The organism is Paenibacillus sp. FSL H7-0326 (assembly GCF_001955535.1).
GTDB classification, from domain to species: Bacteria; Bacillota; Bacilli; order Paenibacillales; family Paenibacillaceae; genus Paenibacillus; species Paenibacillus shunpengii.
This window is the reverse complement of sequence record NZ_MPVN01000004.1, coordinates 231,973-250,312: the sequence shown is the minus strand read 5'-3', so window position 1 is coordinate 250,312 and position 18,340 is coordinate 231,973. Positions and strand designations below refer to the sequence as shown.

Below are 18,340 nucleotides of genomic sequence, written 5' to 3'. Positions count from 1 at the left end.
AAGTCAAAAAAAGAACGTTCGCCATGAACGTTCTTTTTTAGTAGCAAATATTATTATTAATGATTTCTAATGATTTCATGCCATTCCTTGAATCAATAGTCCAATACACATGATCAAACCGCAGAGCACCGAGGATTGCTGTGAAGCTCCCATAAGCGGAAGATAGGCCTCCGACGGGTTTACTTTGCCGAGAGATTTATATACTTTGTACATAGGTATGACAGAGACAACGGCCAGAAGCCCATACACAGGCAGTGCCCCAAACACGACACTTACAATCAAGAGCACATAGGCGAGAACCGTCATTATTTTGGACAGACGCAGCGCACGCTCTTCTCCCCACATCACGACCAGCGTTTTCTTGCCAATCTCACGGTCCGCACGCCAATGCAGAAAATGATGGTTAAACAGCAGCATCGTGGTCAGCATGCCGACAGGCAACGACAGCAGCAGCGGTGCAACTGCAAATTCACCTGTCTGTACATAATACGCCCCAAGCACAGGCAGTACTCCGAATGAAATGAAGATACCAATCTCACTGTAGCCTTTGCCGCGATAGCCGAATTTAATCGGAGGTGCAACATAGAAGTATGCGATAAGCGCACCAATCAGGGCAAGTACCAGAATCGGCCAGCCGCTGACGATGGTCAGAATCAGCCCGCACACGGCAGCCAGAATAAGAAATCCCCACGTAATTGCAGCAAACTTCTTCTCCGACATGGTTCCCATCGTCAGGAATCCAGAATTCGTTGATATTGCTCCTTCTGTTTCAGCCGCCTCTGTGTCCGTACCGTTACGGTAATCCCACAGATCGTTGACCATGTTCGAAAATATATGAGCGGATACAGCCCCGACCAAGGTCAGCAAGAACAACAGAAAGTTGAACTCCTTATCAAACGCATAGGCTGTAATCGTGCCAAGAACAACAGGAACAATCATGACGGTCACTGAAAATAATCGAGTCATTCGTTTAAAAAAAGTCCAGTTACTCATGATGTATTTTTTAAGCCTCCTAATATGACAATAATCTCAACACTTTGTGACAACGTTCACACAATGTTTGATTATACACCAAATCAGCGGAGTTGTAATCGGAAAATTTTTGGGTTCGGTGTTTTGGCTGTATCTCTCCGATTGCCTGCGGCAAAAGTCGTTCTACATCCAAAAACCTCTCTGGAGAGGGAAGGCTTGGCTTGGGCTACTCGGGGAAGTCTTGTGCCGGTTCGGTGTTTTGGCTGTATCTCTCTGGTTGCCTATGGCAAAAGTCGTTCTACATCCAAAAACCTCTCTGGAGAGGGAAGGCTTGGCTTGAGCTGCTCAGGGAAGTCTTGTGTGGGCGAGCGGTGTTTTGGCTGTATCTCTCCGGTTGCCTCCGGCAAAAGTCGTTCTACATCCAAAAACCTCTCTGCAGGGGAAGACTTGTGGGGGATGCTCGGGGGAAGTCTTGCCTGGGCACAGGGTCAAAAATGTGAGCGCTGCACCCTCCGGGATCTCATCCAGCTAAGTATTGCGCCTGCGATAAACAGCAATACACCAACATTCAAGGCTACATCTGCGAAATTCAGTATCCCGCCTTCTTCCGAAAATTTAAGGAAATCGGTTACTGTGCCTCGGAAGAATCGATCTACCATATTCCCCGCCGCACCTCCAACCAGAAAGCCTGCCCCCACATTCATCAGCCGGCCTTGAATCTCTCCCTTATGCCTGTAGTACAGAATAAAAGCAATAAAAACAAGCGCAACTACGCCAAATAATCGTGCATACCCCTGGAACAGACTAAATGCCATTCCCGAGTTTTCGTAATGCTCTAATTGATGGACAATATTTCCCACAGGAATGACTTCGCCAATGTCCATATGCTCTCGGACCCATAGCTTGCTAGCCTGGTCTATAATCAATATAACGATCGCCGTAATATAAAATAGCATTATTTCCTCCTTCTCCTCATCTGCTGCTCCATATCTATAACCTGAAATAAAAACTTCAAACTACGTTTATACTGCAATCCGCGCCTCTTACTCCTAATCGTTATGTATTTGCGTGTTAGCTGACTGCTTCTATTCCTATCTACTTCACTGTAACACAGCCGGTCTGTGCAAATCCAAATCCTGTACATCCAATCTTTCTAACCAGCAAAAAAGGGGCTTCATCTATAAGTTAGAGAAGCCCCTTGATCACCTCATGTTTCTATTTAATGGATGAGAGCACATCAAGCAGCATACGCTTGAAGGCTTCACGATCGATCTCTTCACATACACGTACATTCGGTGTCTGCCCCAGCCGTCCATTAATATCGACGACGCTGTACCCTCTAGTGTACTGACCGCCCACTTCAACATCTACAAAATATTGACCCGTTCTTGTCATAATGGATTCATCAGCAGCAGCGGCCATGAGCAGCGTATCCGGATGCGTTGTTCCAGGCAGCCGATGCACCGACTTGTTGAACTGCATAACGACCTTGTTGATATCGATAAAGAATTGCGCCCCAGAAGTGCCGAGTGCCGCAATCTCCTCATGATCCTGATCATCCATGATGGAATAGCGAGTACACATCTCCCAGCCTACCATGGTCATAGGAATACCCGAATGCAGCACGATCTGAGCTGCCTCAGGGTCTGTATAGAAGTTGTACTCAGCCGCCGGTGTGATGTTACCCAGCGAATTGTTGGCTCCACCCATAATATAAATATGAGGGATTAGGGGTGCAATACTCGGATCCTTTTGGATAGCCATCGCAATATTGGTCAGCGGCGCGATCGCTAGAAGATGAATCTGTCCCGGATTCGCATGCACTGTTTCAATGATATAATCTACCGCATGTCCTGACTCGGGGCGCTGATCTGCTAATGGAAAATGAGCACCTCCCATTCCGTCATCCCCATGAACATCATCGACATAACGGTGCTGCCCTGAACCAAGGGTAAGCATTGGCCGTTCATACCCTTTGTACACAGGTACTTGTCCGCCTTTGCCCGCAACCTGAACCGTGTAAAGTGCATTCTCGACCTCTTGGTTAAATTCCACATTACCGCCCGTAATCGTAATTCCCTGCACGTCAAAATAATGGAGAGCCGTCAGGATCGCAATCGTGTCATCACCGGCGGTATCCGTATCAATAATGACTTTCTTCATATGTAGTTCCCCCTCACCTGTCTTGTTCATGTTGTCATCATTCCTTATTGAACCATTATAGCGTTACGACCTGCAAGCGAAAAATAACTTATGCTTCATAGCATCTCCCATACACAAATAACTTCATTCAGATACGTTTGCAATTTCATGCATAAATCGTTAACATCTTTTACGGAGAAGAACTAATAGGAGGATTTTATATGTTAAATATGGATAGCTACACACAGCATTGGCTGACCCATCGCGAGGTTCTACATAAGCTGGTCACACTGGATCAGGATAATCTTGTTCACTTCACCCCATGGGAAGGCGGAATGAGCTACGGAACGCTTGTCCTTCACATCGCCAGCTCTACACAAATGTTCGCGAACATGGTCAGCAAGGGGGAATTCACCCCTTCGCAAACCAAAGATGAATGGACAACACTCGAAGACGTACAACGTCTTGTGCATGAGTATACAGAAGCGACGAAGGAGATTCTTGCTTCCATAACAAACGAGCAGCTGCAGGCAGAAATTACGTTCTTCGGCCAAACTGCACCTGCTCATGTGTTCTTAAGTAAAGCGCTGGATCACGAAATTCATCATAAGGGCCAATTACTCACGTATGCGCGAATTGCTGGTGTGAAAGAGCTTCCTTTCTTTATGTAATTTAAATTGTTTACTATGATTTATTCAATATCCGGGTCCCCTTCGACTCGGATATTGCTATTTTAGGCTGATTAACACGCCTTGCATATGGGTAAATATGGAGATAAAATTTTAGGAGGTCTCATATTTTGAAAAAGTGGAAATGTTCAATGATTGGAATGATTCTCGTCCTTATGCTGGCGGCCTGCGGCGCAGAGAATGAGAGCCGGGAGGTCACACCTACGGATGAGGCAAACACAGAAGCGACAACAGGTGCAGATAACATCGAGGAATCGACAGAAGCACCAGCAGAAGAAACGTCAGCAGAGATTCCAACAGCGGAGGAGCTTCTGAAGCAGGTGTCTGAAACCAGCAGCAGCATAGAGAGCTACTCCATGGACACAAATATCACGCAAAATATTACGATGGCAGTTGACGGTCAAGAGCAAACTCAAGATGTAGAAATGAACATGAAGCAGGACATGGTTCTCTCACCCATTGCTGTATATCAAGAAATATCTACCTCTTTGCCTGCAGAAAGCGGTGCTCAGGAGATCAAGCAATACATAACCGAAGACGCGGTTTACTCCCATGTAGAGGGTTCATGGATGAAGCTCCCTCAGGAGTCCATTGGACCTTTGGTCGAGCAATTTAAGTCCCAAGGCAGTGCTGCCGAACAGTATGATCAGCTGAACAGCATCGCGAACGAGATCGAAGTAACGGAAGAGGGCGATGTATATTGGTTGAAAGCGAATTTGTCCGGTGATGGCGTTAAGGACCTTGCTCAAGAAATGATTGCACAGCAAGGTGCAACCGATCCGCAAATGGCAGCCATGATGGAGCAGATGGATATTAAGAGTATTGATCTGTCCTATAGCGTGAACAAAGAAACTTACTATCCTGCAGATATGACCTACAACATGGAGATGAGCATGGAAATGGAAGGTCAGAATGTAAGTATTCTTATGGCGATGGACGGCTCCTTCTCCAAGTATAATGAACTGGACAAAATTGATATTCCACAAGAAGTTCTCGATGCTTCAGCATCACAATAATATCAGCAAGTAAAATTTCTAAAATATACAGAGAACAAGCACCTTCAAGACAAGAACAATCCGGCAAATTTCTGCTTTTGAAGCTTTTGCCGGAAGTCTGTCTTGAAGGTGTTCTTTGTGCTTTAACTTAGATGATTGATGACACACCATCTTCTTTTTCTTTTCTCTTCTCCGCATAGTAGTCATAGTTGCCAAGGTATACATCAAGAGCCCCTTCATGCAGCTCCCATACCTTGCCCGCCAGTCGATTAATGAAATAACGATCATGAGAGATCGCGAGTACGGTCCCTTGGTAGTCCTCAAGTGCTTCCTCAAGCGCCTCCCTAGAAGCAATGTCCAGATGATTCGTCGGCTCATCGAGCAGCAGAACATTCGGCTTGTTATTTACGAGCACGGCAAGTCTGAGTCTCGACCACTCACCACCTGACAGCTTCCCGATCTCCCGGAACACATCCGGTCCATAAAACATATATTTCGCCAGTATCCCTCTTGCAGCGCCTTCCTCCATACCTGTCTCTTCCCGGAAAAATTCAAGCACCGTCTTCTTGGGCTCCTTCATCTCTTCCTGCTGAGCAAGATAGCCGATGGTGACACCGCTTCCCCATTCAATGTATCCCTCATCTGCCTGTTCATCACCAAGCAGCAGCTTGAAAAAGGTGGATTTGCCAGAACCATTAGTGCCGAGAAGGGCGATTTTATCCCGAAACTCAATCATTCCCTCCACATTCTGAAGTATCTGTTTATCCGCGAATTGTTTACACAGCGCTTCGAATAGTAACACGACCTGTCCGGAGCGGTCTCTCGTCCCCAGATCAAAGGAAGCATGCTTCGGATTCAGGACCGGCCGCTTCACCTGTTCCATTCGATCCAGAGCCTTGCGTATGGAAGCAGCACGCTTGAAGAACTTCTCATTCCCGCCGATCCGCCCCCATTCCTCGAGCTGACGAATCGTTTCCTTCATCTTCTTGACCTGCTTCTGCTGCTCCTGATATTCGGCAAACTGCTGAAGTACACGCTCCTCCTTCATACGAACATAGCCGGTATAGCTGCTCAAGAAAGTGCTTGCTTCACCGTTCTCCAGCTCAACGATTTGGGTCACCACCCGATCAAGGAAAAAGCGATCATGTGATACAATGATGCACGCCCCTGAGTATTGCCGTAAAAATTGCTCGAGCCACTCCATTCCCTTCAGATCCAGATGATTGGTCGGCTCATCGAGCAGCAGCAGCTCAGGCTTCATAATCAGCTGGGATGCGAGCACGATTCGAGTCTTCTCCCCGCCGGATAGTGTATCGAAGGGCCTCGAATACATTAATTTCTTAATGCCAAGTCCTGTCGCCACCTGATCAATGCTGGCATCGATCTCGTAGCCTCCGCCCCGCTCATACTCCTCCTGAAGCACAGCATATTTATGCAGCAGCCGTTCAAGTGCATCCGGATCAGCTGCTGCAGCCGGATCACCCATTTGCTGCTCCATCCGGGACATCCTCTGACGGCAGTCAGCAAGCCTGCTGAAGCCATGCGACAGCACCTCGTAAACCGTCAATTTCTCAAATGCAGCTGGAATCTGCGGCAAATACCCGACCCGGGCTTCCTTTTTCACCGTAAGCAGACCTTTATCGGGCTTCTCCAATCTTGCAATAAGAGACAGCAGTGTTGATTTGCCGCTTCCGTTCGCACCGATCAGTCCTACCTTCTCGCCTTCATGCACTTCGATGGTTACATCATTCAGCACCAGATTGGCGCCGTGGTATTTTTGTATATTTTGACCGTTCATTATGATCATCTTAAGGATCCTCCTATGGTGTAGAAGACCCTGACCTTAGCCGCAAATAAAAAGAGCCGCGGGAACAAGCCCCGCGACTCCTTAATCGGAAACAAATCTGATCCGTTCTGGAGGTTATGGCAGGCATCTTCTCGAATGGGTAACGATATGGGACAATTGGACAGACTTCTCCCGTATTTCGAAACCTCTGAAAAAGATGCCAGACAGCACCATTGGCAGCTGGCTCAAGCGGTTGTTTACCCATTCAATATTCACCTGCCTCACCTCCTCTCATCAAAGTTATTGTTAATATACCACAAAAAGAATGATAACCCTACCCGGCTCGTGCGGAAAAAATGTTTATAGCTGTTCTTTACTTTTGTCAGCTACTTAAGCCATGTATCAAAGAACCTGCGATAGCCTTCCTTCATTACCGTTCTGGAGAATGCACTGAAGGCATAGTCCCGGTTATCCTCAGACGTTCTGCGCGGAGAAGCGCAGGCCATGTTCACCAGCTCGAAGAAATTGCGGTCATTCCCGCTGAAGGCATGGGTAGAGTTGATATGACCATAGCAGGGATGCTCGGGCTTCACCACCATTTTGCCCATGGCCAGTGCTTCTGTCAGCGGCATGGCAAATGTATCAAAGCGTGAAGAGCTCCAGTACACCTTGGAGGAATTCATCAGCTCGAACACCTCATCTTGAGTCAGGGCAAAGCGAAGCTGAATATTATCCGGAATATCATACTTCTTCATGCTCTCCTCATACCGGCGTCCACCGAACACCATGAAGACTTCCTTGTCCGGATTCTGTCTTGCATACTCCAGCACAAGATCCGGCCTGCGGTTTGCCTCATCCCGCCCAATCCACATGACCCGGTTATCCACGACGGCAGACGGATCATAATGCTTCTTCGCCAGTTCTTCATCGAACCCGATGGGGATAACGGTAATGTCCTGAACGCCGTAATTTGAGTTCATCTCACTCTTCAAGAACTCTGTCTGCACGATCGCCTTGTCCACAATGGAATAGAACGGCTTCATCATCTCATAGCCGGTCAGCGCAGGATCGGGGAAGCTGTGCGGGAACAGCACGCTCTTATCGAGAAACATCTTCAGAAAAGTAAAGCCGGATACCGTATAAATCACATGCTCTATGTTTTGAGAATAGAGCTGATCCAGCACGATATCATAATTGACCAGATCTCCCTTTTCATGCTCATAGCCTTGCACCCAGTCATATCCGCTGACATGCCGCTCCGGCGATATAAATACGATCTCGACACCCAGCTCCCGTCCGATGCTCTGCAGCCTGTCTGCAAAAACCCGAGGTCCTTGTGCTTCGGCAAACTGAATTTTGCGCATTACAAGTCCAACCTTATCCAATAGCCTTCTCCCCCTATCGTTGTCTTATCGATAAATATAGCATGAAAAAACCGCCATAGGGGAAGGAGTAACCTTACCTTATCGCGGTACACTTACAGAGCTATGCTATTTCTTGTATTCCATTTTGCATCAACATACATACAAAAAAACTAACCTTTTTTCATTGCTTTCAAATCACTGGTTGCGTTGGAGAGTACAGGCAGCATTCTCATCTGCCGCTCCATTGGCGAGGAACATAGACTGCAGCTTGGTTCGCTCTCGAACGTAAAGTCGTCCCGCATCCAGCCTTTGCAGTCATCATTGGTGCATGACCACACTTTTGTGTTTTCCTCGGGGATTTCCTCTGTTACTTGACGTCTGTACATGAATACTTCCCCTCCTATCTACGCAAATAAACGGCTCATTTCCGTCTATCCCGCATTCGCTATTTTGGAGTGAAAACAAGAACTGCCTTCAACTTGTCAGTTAAAGGCAGTTTAGCAGGTCGGCTTAGTATACTTTTACTACGTTCTCTGCTTGTGGTCCGCGGTTTCCTTCTACCACGTTGAATTCAACGCGTTGTCCTTCGTCGAGGGTTTTGAAACCTTCGCCAGTGATTGCGCTGAAATGTACGAAAACGTCGCTTCCGCCTTCAACTTCGATGAAACCGAAGCCTTTCTCTGCGTTAAACCATTTAACTGTACCTGTTTGCATTAGGGTCATTCTCCTTTACTCTTATATTAATATGGTTATTTTCATAAAAAAAATTCACATATTGGAAAAAGTGCCATTTCGAAATGAAGCTCTTTCCAAAATGTGAATTACACCGTTTCGTATACATTACCATATTCAAATCAATAACGCAATAGAAATTAAGAAAAAATTACTTTATTTACCAAACTAGATTGCGTTTGTTGATTTCTTGACGTAGTGCACTCGCTTAAAAAAGTAAGCTGTGGCATGACTCTGCCATTTCGCCGCCTCTTCATTCATTCCCCAGATCAGGCTTTATCATACCACAGCAATTGGCATTTTTTTAAACCGTACCCTCGAGCTGCTGTTTAATGCGCAGCGCAGGAAGCGGGTCATTACAGGTCATGATCGGTGTTCCGCAGCCGACCGCATAGAGGACGCTGTCAGTTGTGTCCGGACAGTAGCTCCACACCTGCAGACCCCTATTCCGAAATGCTTGTACATCCTCCCGATGAAGAAGCGACATCTCTATCCCGATAACCCACATTTTGGAGTATGTGCCGTTCTCCCCATGCACAAAATTACGCATGACCTCCGCCTTGAACCCCTGAGTCTTGGCCCCATAGTGATCATAGAGGTAAGCGATAATTTCAGCATCAAAGCAGGTGAAGACACATCTCTCATACAGTTCATATGCATGAAGCAGCTCTATTGCAGCATCGGCGGTATCCTTCGCATCCGGGCTGGATTTGATCTCCACGTTCAGCAAGATGTCCGGATATCCGGCAAGCAGCTGGCACAGCTCTTGAAATGTAGGGATTTTAAGGCCTTCGAACTCCGGAGCGAACCAGCCTCCCGCATCCAGTTTCTTCAGCTCCGCGAGGGTCTGCTCCCTCACTTCACCGCTCCCATTCGTCGTGCGGTCCACTGTTGCATCATGAATAACGACGACTTCACGGTCCTTTGACATACGCAGGTCAAACTCCACCATGTGACAACCTACTTCAATAGCACGCTTGAAGGATAGCAGTGTATTCTCGGGGTAAGCTGATTTATACCCCCGATGTCCTGCGACGACCATGCCTGCTGCGGATTCCAGTTGCTCAATCATTTTCTATACAGCCTCCTTATCAACATCTAACCTCTAAATACATCTTACGAAGATTTATTAAGAGACGATTATCTGAAAATGAAGAGCATGTATAACTTAATAGAAAAAGCCCAGCGAGCTCTGTACTGCGATGCTCACCAGGCTGTGTGATCTCAATAAATAAGGTGGATCAGAAGGCAGGAGAATATATGCGCGAGAATAATATCGCGTATGACTGATTAGCACATCGTAAGAGCTGCCTTGAAACTCTCTGCAAACGAAGCAGCCATTGGGATTGGTACACTTGAGAAAGACTTTAATGTCCCAGCAAATTAAGTAAGTTTCATGTTCTCCAATGCATACAACAAACGCAACATTCTGCTTCTGCGCTGCGAATTTAGCGTGTTTAATTGAAAGAGATCGTTAAACAGCAAACCATCGAGCGTCATAAGGATGAGGTCCGCTTCGGCACTCCCGTTGGCATCTTGCACGAGGCGCTCGTTTAACTCGTTCTGCTTACGTTTCACCAGATCCAGTAGAGTCGGATTAATACCAACAGCTGCCATTAGGCCAAAATAGCCGAATTGCGCATCCAATGGCTCACTCGACAATGAAATATAGGCGCGAAGCAAATCACCGCGTTTCTTCTCTGTAAGCTCGTAACGCTGTTGCAATTGTCGCTCGAACTGATTCATTTCCTCCTCAAGGATGCCTTCAATCAAGGCATCCTTGGACGGGAAATGATGAAGCAGCCCACCTTTGCTGACGCCTGCCTGCTTGGCAACCGCTTCTAACGTAAACCCGCCGATCCCCTTCTCCCGTATAACAACATGTGCTGCGCGAATCAGCTTTTGCTGTGTTTCTAAGGAACGCCCCATTCTCTTTAAGCCCCCGACTCTCCATAATTGTGCCCATACTATAGCATGAAACCCTAAAGAGGTCAAAATAGGAAAAGGAGGGCTGAATTTGACAAAAAGACCGTCTGGACGGTATTATTTTTTCATCATCAAAACTTCACTTACGACTTGGAGATGGAACAATGGTGACAATTATCATGTCGATGATTGGATGGGGGCTGCTGGATAGTCTGAATCCGTCTACGATCGCCACTATGATACTTCTCATGCCGCTGGTAACGAGGCGACAGCATGCCTGGTATTATATCGGAGCTACTTTTTTCATTTATTTCTTGTTTGGCCTTCTGTCTCTCTGGGGAGCGGAACGATTTGTTGCGCCTCTTATAATGAGCATTATGGTTAAAGTGGAACCCTTCATTGGCTGGCTGGAATTGGCAGCAGCCGTTCTTATGCTGGGTTTCGGCATTACCTTAGCATGGCGGTCGTGGATGAGGTGGAAACGAAAAGTTCCGCTGCCAGATTGGGTCGGGCGGTCAGCACGCTTTGTAAATCCCGTGTCGTTACTTCTCCTTGCGGCTGGGTCAACCTTAGTCGACCTGCCTACTGCGTTACCGTACGGTGCATTTATTGCCACGCTCGCAACACTGGAGAACCAGACGACAATAGAGCCTTTGTTTCTTCTGATATACAGCTTTCTATATATTTTACCTATGATCCTTGTCTATATTGTGTTTGTTAAACTGGACAATAGCCGATACCAATTATTCGAAGTGAAATTCAAACGTGTGATGAACGCGACAATAGCCATTGCAATGCCGCTTTTACTAATAGGTTTCTCAAGTTGGTTGTTGACCGACTGTTTAAGAAGATTATTGCACTATATCTAGGAGTCTCTTCGCTACGAGTAACGACAAACCATTACTTCTGGATGAAACAAAAGGACGAAGTTGAGCTGGAACAGTTGCGTGCAGCTAAAGCCAAAACGCTTACGGAACATCCAGCTTGGTGCAAGAGTTAATAAGCCGTCTTCAGCCAATTGTCCTTGCTCCAGCTCAGCTTGCCTGCTCCCGCTCCTGCCGCTCCCGTGAGTCTCGATTGGAGCGTCGAAGGATCATCCATCGTGTAGCTGTAAGGCAGCGAGGTTATCCCGCTCCAGCTGAACGGAACAATTGGGGCAGGCACAGGTGCGAGCGGGCTGCCAGCTGTATCACTGCTGCCCCGGAAGGAGGAGCCATCAAGTGAATACATCGTGTCAACGGCGCGAATTTTACCTGTGTACGAAGCATCGGATGGGTCCGTCTGGTTGTTGCGCATTGGATACTGGATGCCGATGATGCTTGATTTCTCAACGAGCACAGCGCCTCCCTCGGTTGAGATAGCTCCATTGCTCGTTACATCAAACTTATATCCTTTGGATGAGATGGCAGCAGCCATCGCCGGTGTAATTCGCTGCTTGGCCAGCCTCGCATCTCCACTGTCCATAACGATGTTATAGGCATGTGCGTTTCCGCCCCGGAGGCGCGGCAAGCGATCTTGAATATCCTTGTAGTAATTATGATGCAATGTTATCGATAGACTTGGATTTCCGGAGTCAAATGAAGTCGAGCCGACGAGATGTCCTTTTTTCTGAGAGGCTGCGATGGCAATAATATCGTCCTTGCTCAGACCTACCGCGGTGCTGCGCAGATCATTGTACATTGGATAGGAGGAGCGGTTTGCTTCCAGTTCATTGATCTGCTGTGTAACCCAGCTGTTTGCGCTTCTGTCATCACCCTTGAATACTGACCACGAGATCGTGACACCATTTGTTCCTTTTTTCGAATCGACCAGCCCGTCATAGGCTTTATGAAACGTACAGTGGTCGATCCACACTTTGCTGGTCTCCTCAAGGGTAATGTAATCCCAGTCATTCTTGTCATAATCCCCCTTAGAGGATTCATCCCACTCCCATAGCTCATCGAACTCTAGATTTCGAATGATCACATTCTGGCTGCGCTTCACGCTGATCGCTGCATGCTTGATTGTAGCTCCATTTGCAGAGAAGATCGTAAGTCCATTAAATCCGTCAATGGTCAGCTTGCTGACACCCGTCTGTTTCAGCACAGGGTGAGTCAAGGCATCATTATGCTCGGCAAAAGGCGACGTTTGAGCCGCAGCAGGAAGCTCGTTCCAGCCTAGATTAAGGTCGTTCATAATCTCCACTACCTTGACACCTGATCCTTTCTTTAATGCGGCCGCCAGTTCTGTGGCATTATAAACTTTTCGATATTTTGCTGTGTCGGTCTCGCTGACAATCCCCCCTCCCGTATTCCCGGCCGAGAAGCCTGTCAGGTTATAATCTGTAATTCCTGCTGCAGCCGTCTGTTGTAGAGGAACAACCGTTATGACCAGCGCGAGACTAATGACCGCTGCAAACAGCGTCCTCCAAGGTTTGTGCTTTCTTTTCATTATTTCTTGCCTCCTCTGTTTCGAATTGCTCTCAATTTAACGTCTGAAAGCGATTACAACAATAATCAGCAGAACAGCTGTGGGCTAGATAATGCACTCCTTCAGCAGGAAAATAATCATTTCTTCACATGCGCTGTAATAGAAAAAGAGCCTGCTCACACCGCTATGGTGCTCGCCAGGCTCTTAGGCTTTAGATTCATTGGACTTCTTGGACTTTACAAGCTTTTAGTCTCTTTATACTCATGCAATCTTTAGCTCATTGTTTTTGGTATCCTCATTTTGAGATGAGTTCAGTCTGTTATCGCTTAATAGATCTTGTCCAAAATCCTCCATGGAACTGCTTGGGCTCCACCGTAATAATAAACGCCTTGGGATCCAGCTCCAGAATGGACTGGTAGAGCCTCTTCTGATTTTTACGCTTCGCCAGTATTTCCATCACGAGCCGGTCTCCGTCCCGTCCATTGCCGAGCCACGAGGTAACCCCGTAGCCTTTTTCTCTAAGCGTGGTTACAATCGTTCCTCTTGCCTGGTCACAGATCACTTTGACTGTCACATAGCCAAGAGCGATCTTCTCCTCAATCCAGGCCCCGATCAAGATACCCAGACCGTAGCCAACCGCATATACGACCAAGGCGGCAATCTGATCCAAGTAACTAAGCACCAGATTTAATCCGAGTACATAAATAACGATCTCGACCATACTGATGAGCGCCGCGATATACTTCTGGCCCTTCAGCGTCAGAATCATCCTCAGCGTATAAGCCGATACGTATACAATCTGGATTGCAAAAATAAAAAGCAACGTTGTGCCCATGTCATCACACTCCTGTCTGCCAAGCTGTAAGCCCCAATACGCTCTTCTTATTCGGTGCCTTATCCGATGTTCCTAAATACAGCATATCCAATTGTATTACACCTGTATCATTATACTGAATCAAGCCGTTTCCTGCGAAGCACCAATAATCGGTACATCTGTCCATGCGCTTTCAAGAGACGATGCGAATATATTAGACAAATATAAGGTGCAGATAGAACAACGGAGGAGGCGCATCAGCCATGGATCTCTGGAAGGCAATGCAGGACCGCGGGATGGAGCAGCTCGTATTTTGTCAGGATCAGAAGAGTGGTCTCAAAGCCGTTATCGCCTTGCACAGCACCAAGCTGGGACCGGCACTAGGCGGCTGCCGTTTATGGTCGTATGCTTCGGAGCAGGAGGCAGCCCAGGATGCCATGAAGCTCGCCAGAGGCATGACCTATAAGGCGGCTATTTCCGGATTGCCCTACGGCGGAGGCAAGGCCGTAGTCATGGAGCATGCTGGGATGAGGCGGGATGAAGCATTTGCTGCACTCGGCCGATTCATAGAGAGACTACACGGAGAGTACATTACCGGGGTTGATCTTGGCACGACTCCACACGATATGGACCAGATCCATCGTGAAACGAGGCATGTGACCGATCAGAGCGGAACGCTCGGAGCAACCGGAAACTTCACTGCCGAAATGACTGCCTATGGTGTATTTCTTGGCATTCAGACTTCACTGACCCATAAATATGGACTGAGTGATATGAATGGAGTCCGCGTCGCGCTCCAAGGACTGGGCAAAGTCGGATATGCCTTGGCAAGGCGCCTTCATCAGGCCGGGGCTCAGCTGATCGTATCTGATATTGATTCAGGAAAAATGAGTCAAGCTGTTCGTGAATTCAAAGCATTAGCCGTCTCACCTGACGATATTCATCTGCATAGCTGTGAGGTCTATGCTCCCTGCGCGATGGGCGGAACACTTACTCATCTGAGCATTCCCCAGCTGTCCTGCGGGATTATTGCCGGTGCAGCTAACAACCAGCTGGCTGATGAACAGCTGTGCGATATGCTGGAGCAGCGAAATATTCTGTATGCTCCTGATTATGCCATTAATGCAGGAGGAATCCTTAGTACCGGCGCAGAGCTTGCCGGAACCGGGGCACGGGGGGCGGCTGCAGCCGTAGAGAAGATACCCCATACCCTTAAGTATCTGTACGATTATGCTCGCAAGAACGGCATTACAACGGCTGCTGCAGCCGATTCCATTGCCGAAGCCAAGTTTGCTTAATTCAGTCCGCGAGCAGCTGCAGCACAAATCCTTTCAAATCAATAATCCTTACATGTTCAGGCGGCTTCTGATCCGTTCCGTATATAATTAGAGGGATGAGTGACTCGTCCTTGCGGATGGAACCATGCCCGCCGCCACCTTCATGTGTCGGTGAGCTGCGATCCGCCAATTCATATCCCGGCTTGGCTGTGACGACCATGAAATCTCCTGGATGGGAGTGAAGTGCACTAGACAATCGCCGGAGCACATCAGGATAGTCACCATATTTTAACGATCCACGCCCCTCATCTATGCTCAAATCCAGTACATTCCCCGCCTCTTTAATCGTCCAATTCTGCTGGTAGGGATCGGCAAGGCTCCCGCCAGCTCGATACATAAGCTCCTTGTTCGTTCCCCCTTGGCGTACATGAATCCATTCACCCTCCTGCCATGATACAAAATCGATACGAGGGTCTATCGTCATCAGACGAGCCCATTCTTCATAGGACTTCACAGCAAGGTTTGGATATACATAAGCCATCGTTTCATTCACAGCGAGAATGATATCTGTCTCGTCATTGACTTCCTTACCGGCACGAAGAACTTGATAACCTGTGAACAGATCGGGCAGATCAATCACCGATTTCTGATCCTTCGGCAGCAGTCTCGTCATTCCGCTGTCTCCCGCAATGATAATAATTGACTTATCCATCGCTGTCTCGCGCGATCCAAAAGCCTGCAGGATTCCGTCAAGCTGCTTGTCTACTTCTTTGACTCCCTTTAGTCCAGGCGGGCCGCTCTTATGTATTTTTTGATCCAAATCGGGAAGATAGGCAAATAGAAAATCAGGCAGCTTGTTTTGCTTCACCAAATATTTTACTGCTTCTACAGAGTATTTGTTCGTAAGACCCATCCGATCAGGGAGACCATCGGGCAAATTATGCGCAGTTGTATCCCCGGACGATTTCTCTAATGGATTGGCGATCGACCCCAAAGATAGCAGATCCGGGCCCTTGACCTGGATTTGCTGCGGCAATGAAGACGGTCCATACACCCAAGCGGGAAGCTGAAGTGTATGATCCGACATCCCTCGGTAGATCAACCCGTTTATTGAACCGGATTTTAGATGTTTACGTGCCAAATCCTCATAGATTGTGGAATGCTGCGAGCTCAGATGCTTGTCGTTTAGATGTATCAGAGCATCCGCTAGTGTTCTGTTGATGCCATGATTCCAGATCTCCGCAGGACCTGATCCATAGTTGATCAATCTCTTCTCCTGTTCGGAATACCACACGAGTCCTGGAACTTGATGCTCATCAGGATAGGTACCCGTCAGCAAAGAACTGTCAATAGAAACCGACATCGTAGGAAAGGAGGTAACCATATCCCTGTAATATTGGCCGTGATCGATTAAGTATTTGAAGCTTGGCAGCTCACCCTGCCGGATACCCTGATCAATGGCTTCTGCCATTAACGAATCGACCAGCAGAAATATAACCTTCTTGGATTGAACTCTGTCCGCCGACTTCACGTGCAGCAGATCTTGATCCTCGGATTGCGAGCTTTGATGCTGGCACCCTGTTGCCAAGCTTAGAATAAGAACCATGATCATTACCTTGCACAGTAGATCTCTCATGTATCACTTTACCCCCTCTATCCGTCGATTCACGTATAACGTATGAATTAGCATAAACTTCAACATTTGCATCATTCATCATTGTTATCGTTCGCCACAGCATAAAGAAACTTACTAGGGATATTTTGTTAAGTTAATCTAGCTATTCAAATCAAAAAAAGGCCCTCACTCGTGAGGGCCTTCCATCATGCATCTACATCTAATAAGGCTGTAATTGTTAACCAACTCACTCTCGATTAATCGTCGTCACGCTCGTCCTTGTCTACAGACAGCACCTTGCCGCCCGTGTAAGCATCGATATGAACGGTAACATCTTTGTCGCCTTGCTCGATTTCTACATCATAGAAGGCTTTGTTATTATATCTCTCCAAATCGATATCATCGATATGACCTTTATTCCCAGCTGCCTTCAGCGCTGCTTTCTTCGCCTCACCGAAGTTTATCATCGTGTCCGGGTTGAAGGAGGATGAGGATACCCCGCTATTTCCCGTTGTACTTGCAGTTCCTGTTCCCGTATTACTTGCGGCGAAGATTGCCGTCCCTCCAGCGATCAAACCTACTGCCAAAACTCCGCTCAATACGACTTGTTTCTTCATTACTCATCAGCTCCATTTCGTGTTATTGGGTTGTTCGTTTCTCCCTTACAACACCATCTTACCCCTGCAAAATGAGAGCAAAGAAAGAGTAAGATTAGAATTTGATGAGAAAATGAAGTGATTTCTCAGCTACATGAAATCGTCTCTAATGATTAGTTAACTGAGTACTAAAGAAAGGATTATTGGTTCTCATCATCTTGATCATCGTCATTGTCATCAAAATCATCCTCATGCTCAACAGATTTGACCGTACCCGTAATGGCAAGCACTTGAACGATCATCTCCTCACCGCTCACATTCTCAATTTCAACCAAATAATAAGGAATATCCGATTCTCTGGCACGCAGCTCGATGTCTTCGAATTCTCCCTTCACCTCGGCTAGCGCGATATCGATTGCATCCTGTTCACTGATCAGACGGATCGGTTCCTGTGTTTCAGCTGGCTGTTTATTGTCTGAATCGGGATTCTGAGGCTTTGTTTCAGATCGGGAGAGAACCTCCCCGCTGTACGGATCAAGCCTTAGTTCTACGATCTGATCTTTCGTCTGTACCTCAGCTTTGTAATATTTTCCTTCAGGGGAATCAGAGACAAGCTCCAGTAACAGCAGCTTTCCTGGAGTATCGGCCAGGACAGCCTTCTTGATAGCTTCTCTGCTCTGAGGTACCGGTGTATCCACTTCCCCCTCTGAAATCTGCTCAATGGTTTGTATGCTTCCACTCTCCGCATCTACCGTTAGGCGGTATTCGTCACCCGTCTTCGTAACGAGACGCAGGTGATACTCGTCACCCTGCAGCTTGTTTTCCTCTATCGTTCCTGGATACTGCTGAGTCACACTCTCGGATACAGCCTCCGCTGATAAAATATCTGATTTATTCCATGGCTGAAAATAATAAAGACCTATCGCTAACACCAGAATTGCAGCCACACCGCCATATAAACCCCACTTTTTAACGTTCATTAGGAGAACACCCCTCTTAAGTTTCATATCACAACACAGCCAT

The 18,340-nt window shown here is 47.3% G+C and carries 18 protein-coding genes and 1 pseudogene; 4 read left to right on the top strand and 15 right to left on the bottom strand.

Annotated features, from left to right (window positions below):
- Positions 1-75: 75 nt before the first annotated feature.
- From BK126_RS20050 to BK126_RS20040, 3 genes are all read right to left on the bottom strand, one after another.
- The gene (locus BK126_RS20050) at positions 76-993 is read right to left on the bottom strand and encodes a prenyltransferase (protein ID WP_076314328.1); all 918 of its coding nucleotides are present in this window, start codon (positions 991-993) and stop codon (positions 76-78) included.
- 467 nt (positions 994-1,460) lie between these two features.
- On the bottom strand, positions 1,461-1,928 hold the full coding sequence (gene lspA, locus BK126_RS20045; RefSeq protein WP_076314327.1) for a signal peptidase II: 468 nt from the start codon (positions 1,926-1,928) through the stop codon (positions 1,461-1,463).
- 259 nt (positions 1,929-2,187) lie between these two features.
- On the bottom strand, positions 2,188-3,135 hold the full coding sequence (locus BK126_RS20040; protein ID WP_076314326.1) for a nucleoside hydrolase: 948 nt from the start codon (positions 3,133-3,135) through the stop codon (positions 2,188-2,190).
- A gap of 200 nt (positions 3,136-3,335) precedes the next feature.
- Between BK126_RS20040 and BK126_RS20035 the strand changes: the two genes are divergently transcribed.
- The gene (locus tag BK126_RS20035) at positions 3,336-3,785 is read left to right on the top strand and encodes a DinB family protein (RefSeq protein ID WP_076314325.1); all 450 of its coding nucleotides are present in this window, start codon (positions 3,336-3,338) and stop codon (positions 3,783-3,785) included.
- Between the two features lie 128 nt (positions 3,786-3,913).
- Positions 3,914-4,819 carry a DUF6612 family protein gene (locus BK126_RS20030; RefSeq protein WP_076314324.1) on the top strand — a complete coding sequence of 302 codons (906 nt, stop codon included), beginning with the start codon at positions 3,914-3,916 and terminating at the stop codon, positions 4,817-4,819.
- A gap of 148 nt (positions 4,820-4,967) precedes the next feature.
- Here the strand turns inward: BK126_RS20030 and BK126_RS20025 are convergent.
- The 7 genes and pseudogenes from BK126_RS20025 to BK126_RS20000 form a co-directional block, all read right to left on the bottom strand.
- Positions 4,968-6,605: pseudogene (locus tag BK126_RS20025) on the bottom strand (ABC-F family ATP-binding cassette domain-containing protein); the annotation flags it as partial.
- Positions 6,606-6,719: 114 nt separating this feature from the next.
- On the bottom strand, positions 6,720-6,860 hold the full coding sequence (locus BK126_RS29505; RefSeq protein WP_177178727.1) for a hypothetical protein: 141 nt from the start codon (positions 6,858-6,860) through the stop codon (positions 6,720-6,722).
- 110 nt (positions 6,861-6,970) lie between these two features.
- A complete protein-coding gene (locus BK126_RS20020; RefSeq protein ID WP_076314322.1) occupies positions 6,971-7,969 on the bottom strand; it encodes a glycosyltransferase in 999 nt (332 codons plus the stop codon).
- Positions 7,970-8,118: 149 nt separating this feature from the next.
- Complete coding sequence (locus BK126_RS20015) at positions 8,119-8,334, bottom strand: cold-shock protein (RefSeq protein WP_076314321.1); 216 nt, start codon at positions 8,332-8,334, stop codon at positions 8,119-8,121.
- Positions 8,335-8,458: 124 nt separating this feature from the next.
- The gene (locus BK126_RS20010) at positions 8,459-8,662 is read right to left on the bottom strand and encodes a cold-shock protein (RefSeq protein ID WP_047912726.1); all 204 of its coding nucleotides are present in this window, start codon (positions 8,660-8,662) and stop codon (positions 8,459-8,461) included.
- Positions 8,663-8,984: 322 nt separating this feature from the next.
- Positions 8,985-9,752, bottom strand: coding sequence for a glycerophosphodiester phosphodiesterase family protein (locus BK126_RS20005; protein WP_076314320.1), 768 nt, complete (start codon positions 9,750-9,752; stop codon positions 8,985-8,987).
- Between the two features lie 311 nt (positions 9,753-10,063).
- On the bottom strand, positions 10,064-10,609 hold the full coding sequence (locus tag BK126_RS20000) for a TetR/AcrR family transcriptional regulator (RefSeq protein ID WP_076314319.1): 546 nt from the start codon (positions 10,607-10,609) through the stop codon (positions 10,064-10,066).
- 176 nt (positions 10,610-10,785) lie between these two features.
- On the opposite strand from BK126_RS20000, the gene BK126_RS19995 reads away from it, so the two are divergent.
- Positions 10,786-11,475 carry a GAP family protein gene (locus BK126_RS19995; protein WP_179085577.1) on the top strand — a complete coding sequence of 230 codons (690 nt, stop codon included), beginning with the start codon at positions 10,786-10,788 and terminating at the stop codon, positions 11,473-11,475.
- 127 nt (positions 11,476-11,602) lie between these two features.
- Here BK126_RS19995 and BK126_RS19990 read toward each other — a convergent pair whose 3' ends face one another.
- Together BK126_RS19990 and BK126_RS19985 are read right to left on the bottom strand one after the other, a co-directional pair.
- Positions 11,603-13,036: a pectate lyase family protein gene (locus tag BK126_RS19990; RefSeq protein ID WP_076314317.1), complete on the bottom strand. Its 1,434-nt coding sequence runs from the start codon at positions 13,034-13,036 to the stop codon at positions 11,603-11,605.
- A 298-nt stretch (positions 13,037-13,334) separates the two neighbouring features.
- The gene (locus tag BK126_RS19985; protein WP_076314316.1) at positions 13,335-13,850 is read right to left on the bottom strand and encodes a DUF2179 domain-containing protein; all 516 of its coding nucleotides are present in this window, start codon (positions 13,848-13,850) and stop codon (positions 13,335-13,337) included.
- A 242-nt stretch (positions 13,851-14,092) separates the two neighbouring features.
- On the opposite strand from BK126_RS19985, the gene BK126_RS19980 reads away from it, so the two are divergent.
- On the top strand, positions 14,093-15,127 hold the full coding sequence (locus BK126_RS19980) for a Leu/Phe/Val dehydrogenase (protein ID WP_076314315.1): 1,035 nt from the start codon (positions 14,093-14,095) through the stop codon (positions 15,125-15,127).
- Position 15,128: 1 nt separating this feature from the next.
- Here the strand turns inward: BK126_RS19980 and BK126_RS19975 are convergent, their stop codons facing one another.
- From BK126_RS19975 to BK126_RS19965, 3 genes are all read right to left on the bottom strand, one after another.
- Positions 15,129-16,742 carry an alkaline phosphatase family protein gene (locus BK126_RS19975; protein WP_076314314.1) on the bottom strand — a complete coding sequence of 538 codons (1,614 nt, stop codon included), beginning with the start codon at positions 16,740-16,742 and terminating at the stop codon, positions 15,129-15,131.
- Between the two features lie 236 nt (positions 16,743-16,978).
- Positions 16,979-17,338 (bottom strand): PepSY domain-containing protein, encoded by a 360-nt coding sequence (locus tag BK126_RS19970; protein WP_076314313.1) that lies wholly within the window; start codon positions 17,336-17,338, stop codon positions 16,979-16,981.
- A 179-nt stretch (positions 17,339-17,517) separates the two neighbouring features.
- Positions 17,518-18,297 (bottom strand): PepSY domain-containing protein, encoded by a 780-nt coding sequence (locus BK126_RS19965; RefSeq protein WP_076314312.1) that lies wholly within the window; start codon positions 18,295-18,297, stop codon positions 17,518-17,520.
- Positions 18,298-18,340: the final 43 nt, after the last annotated feature.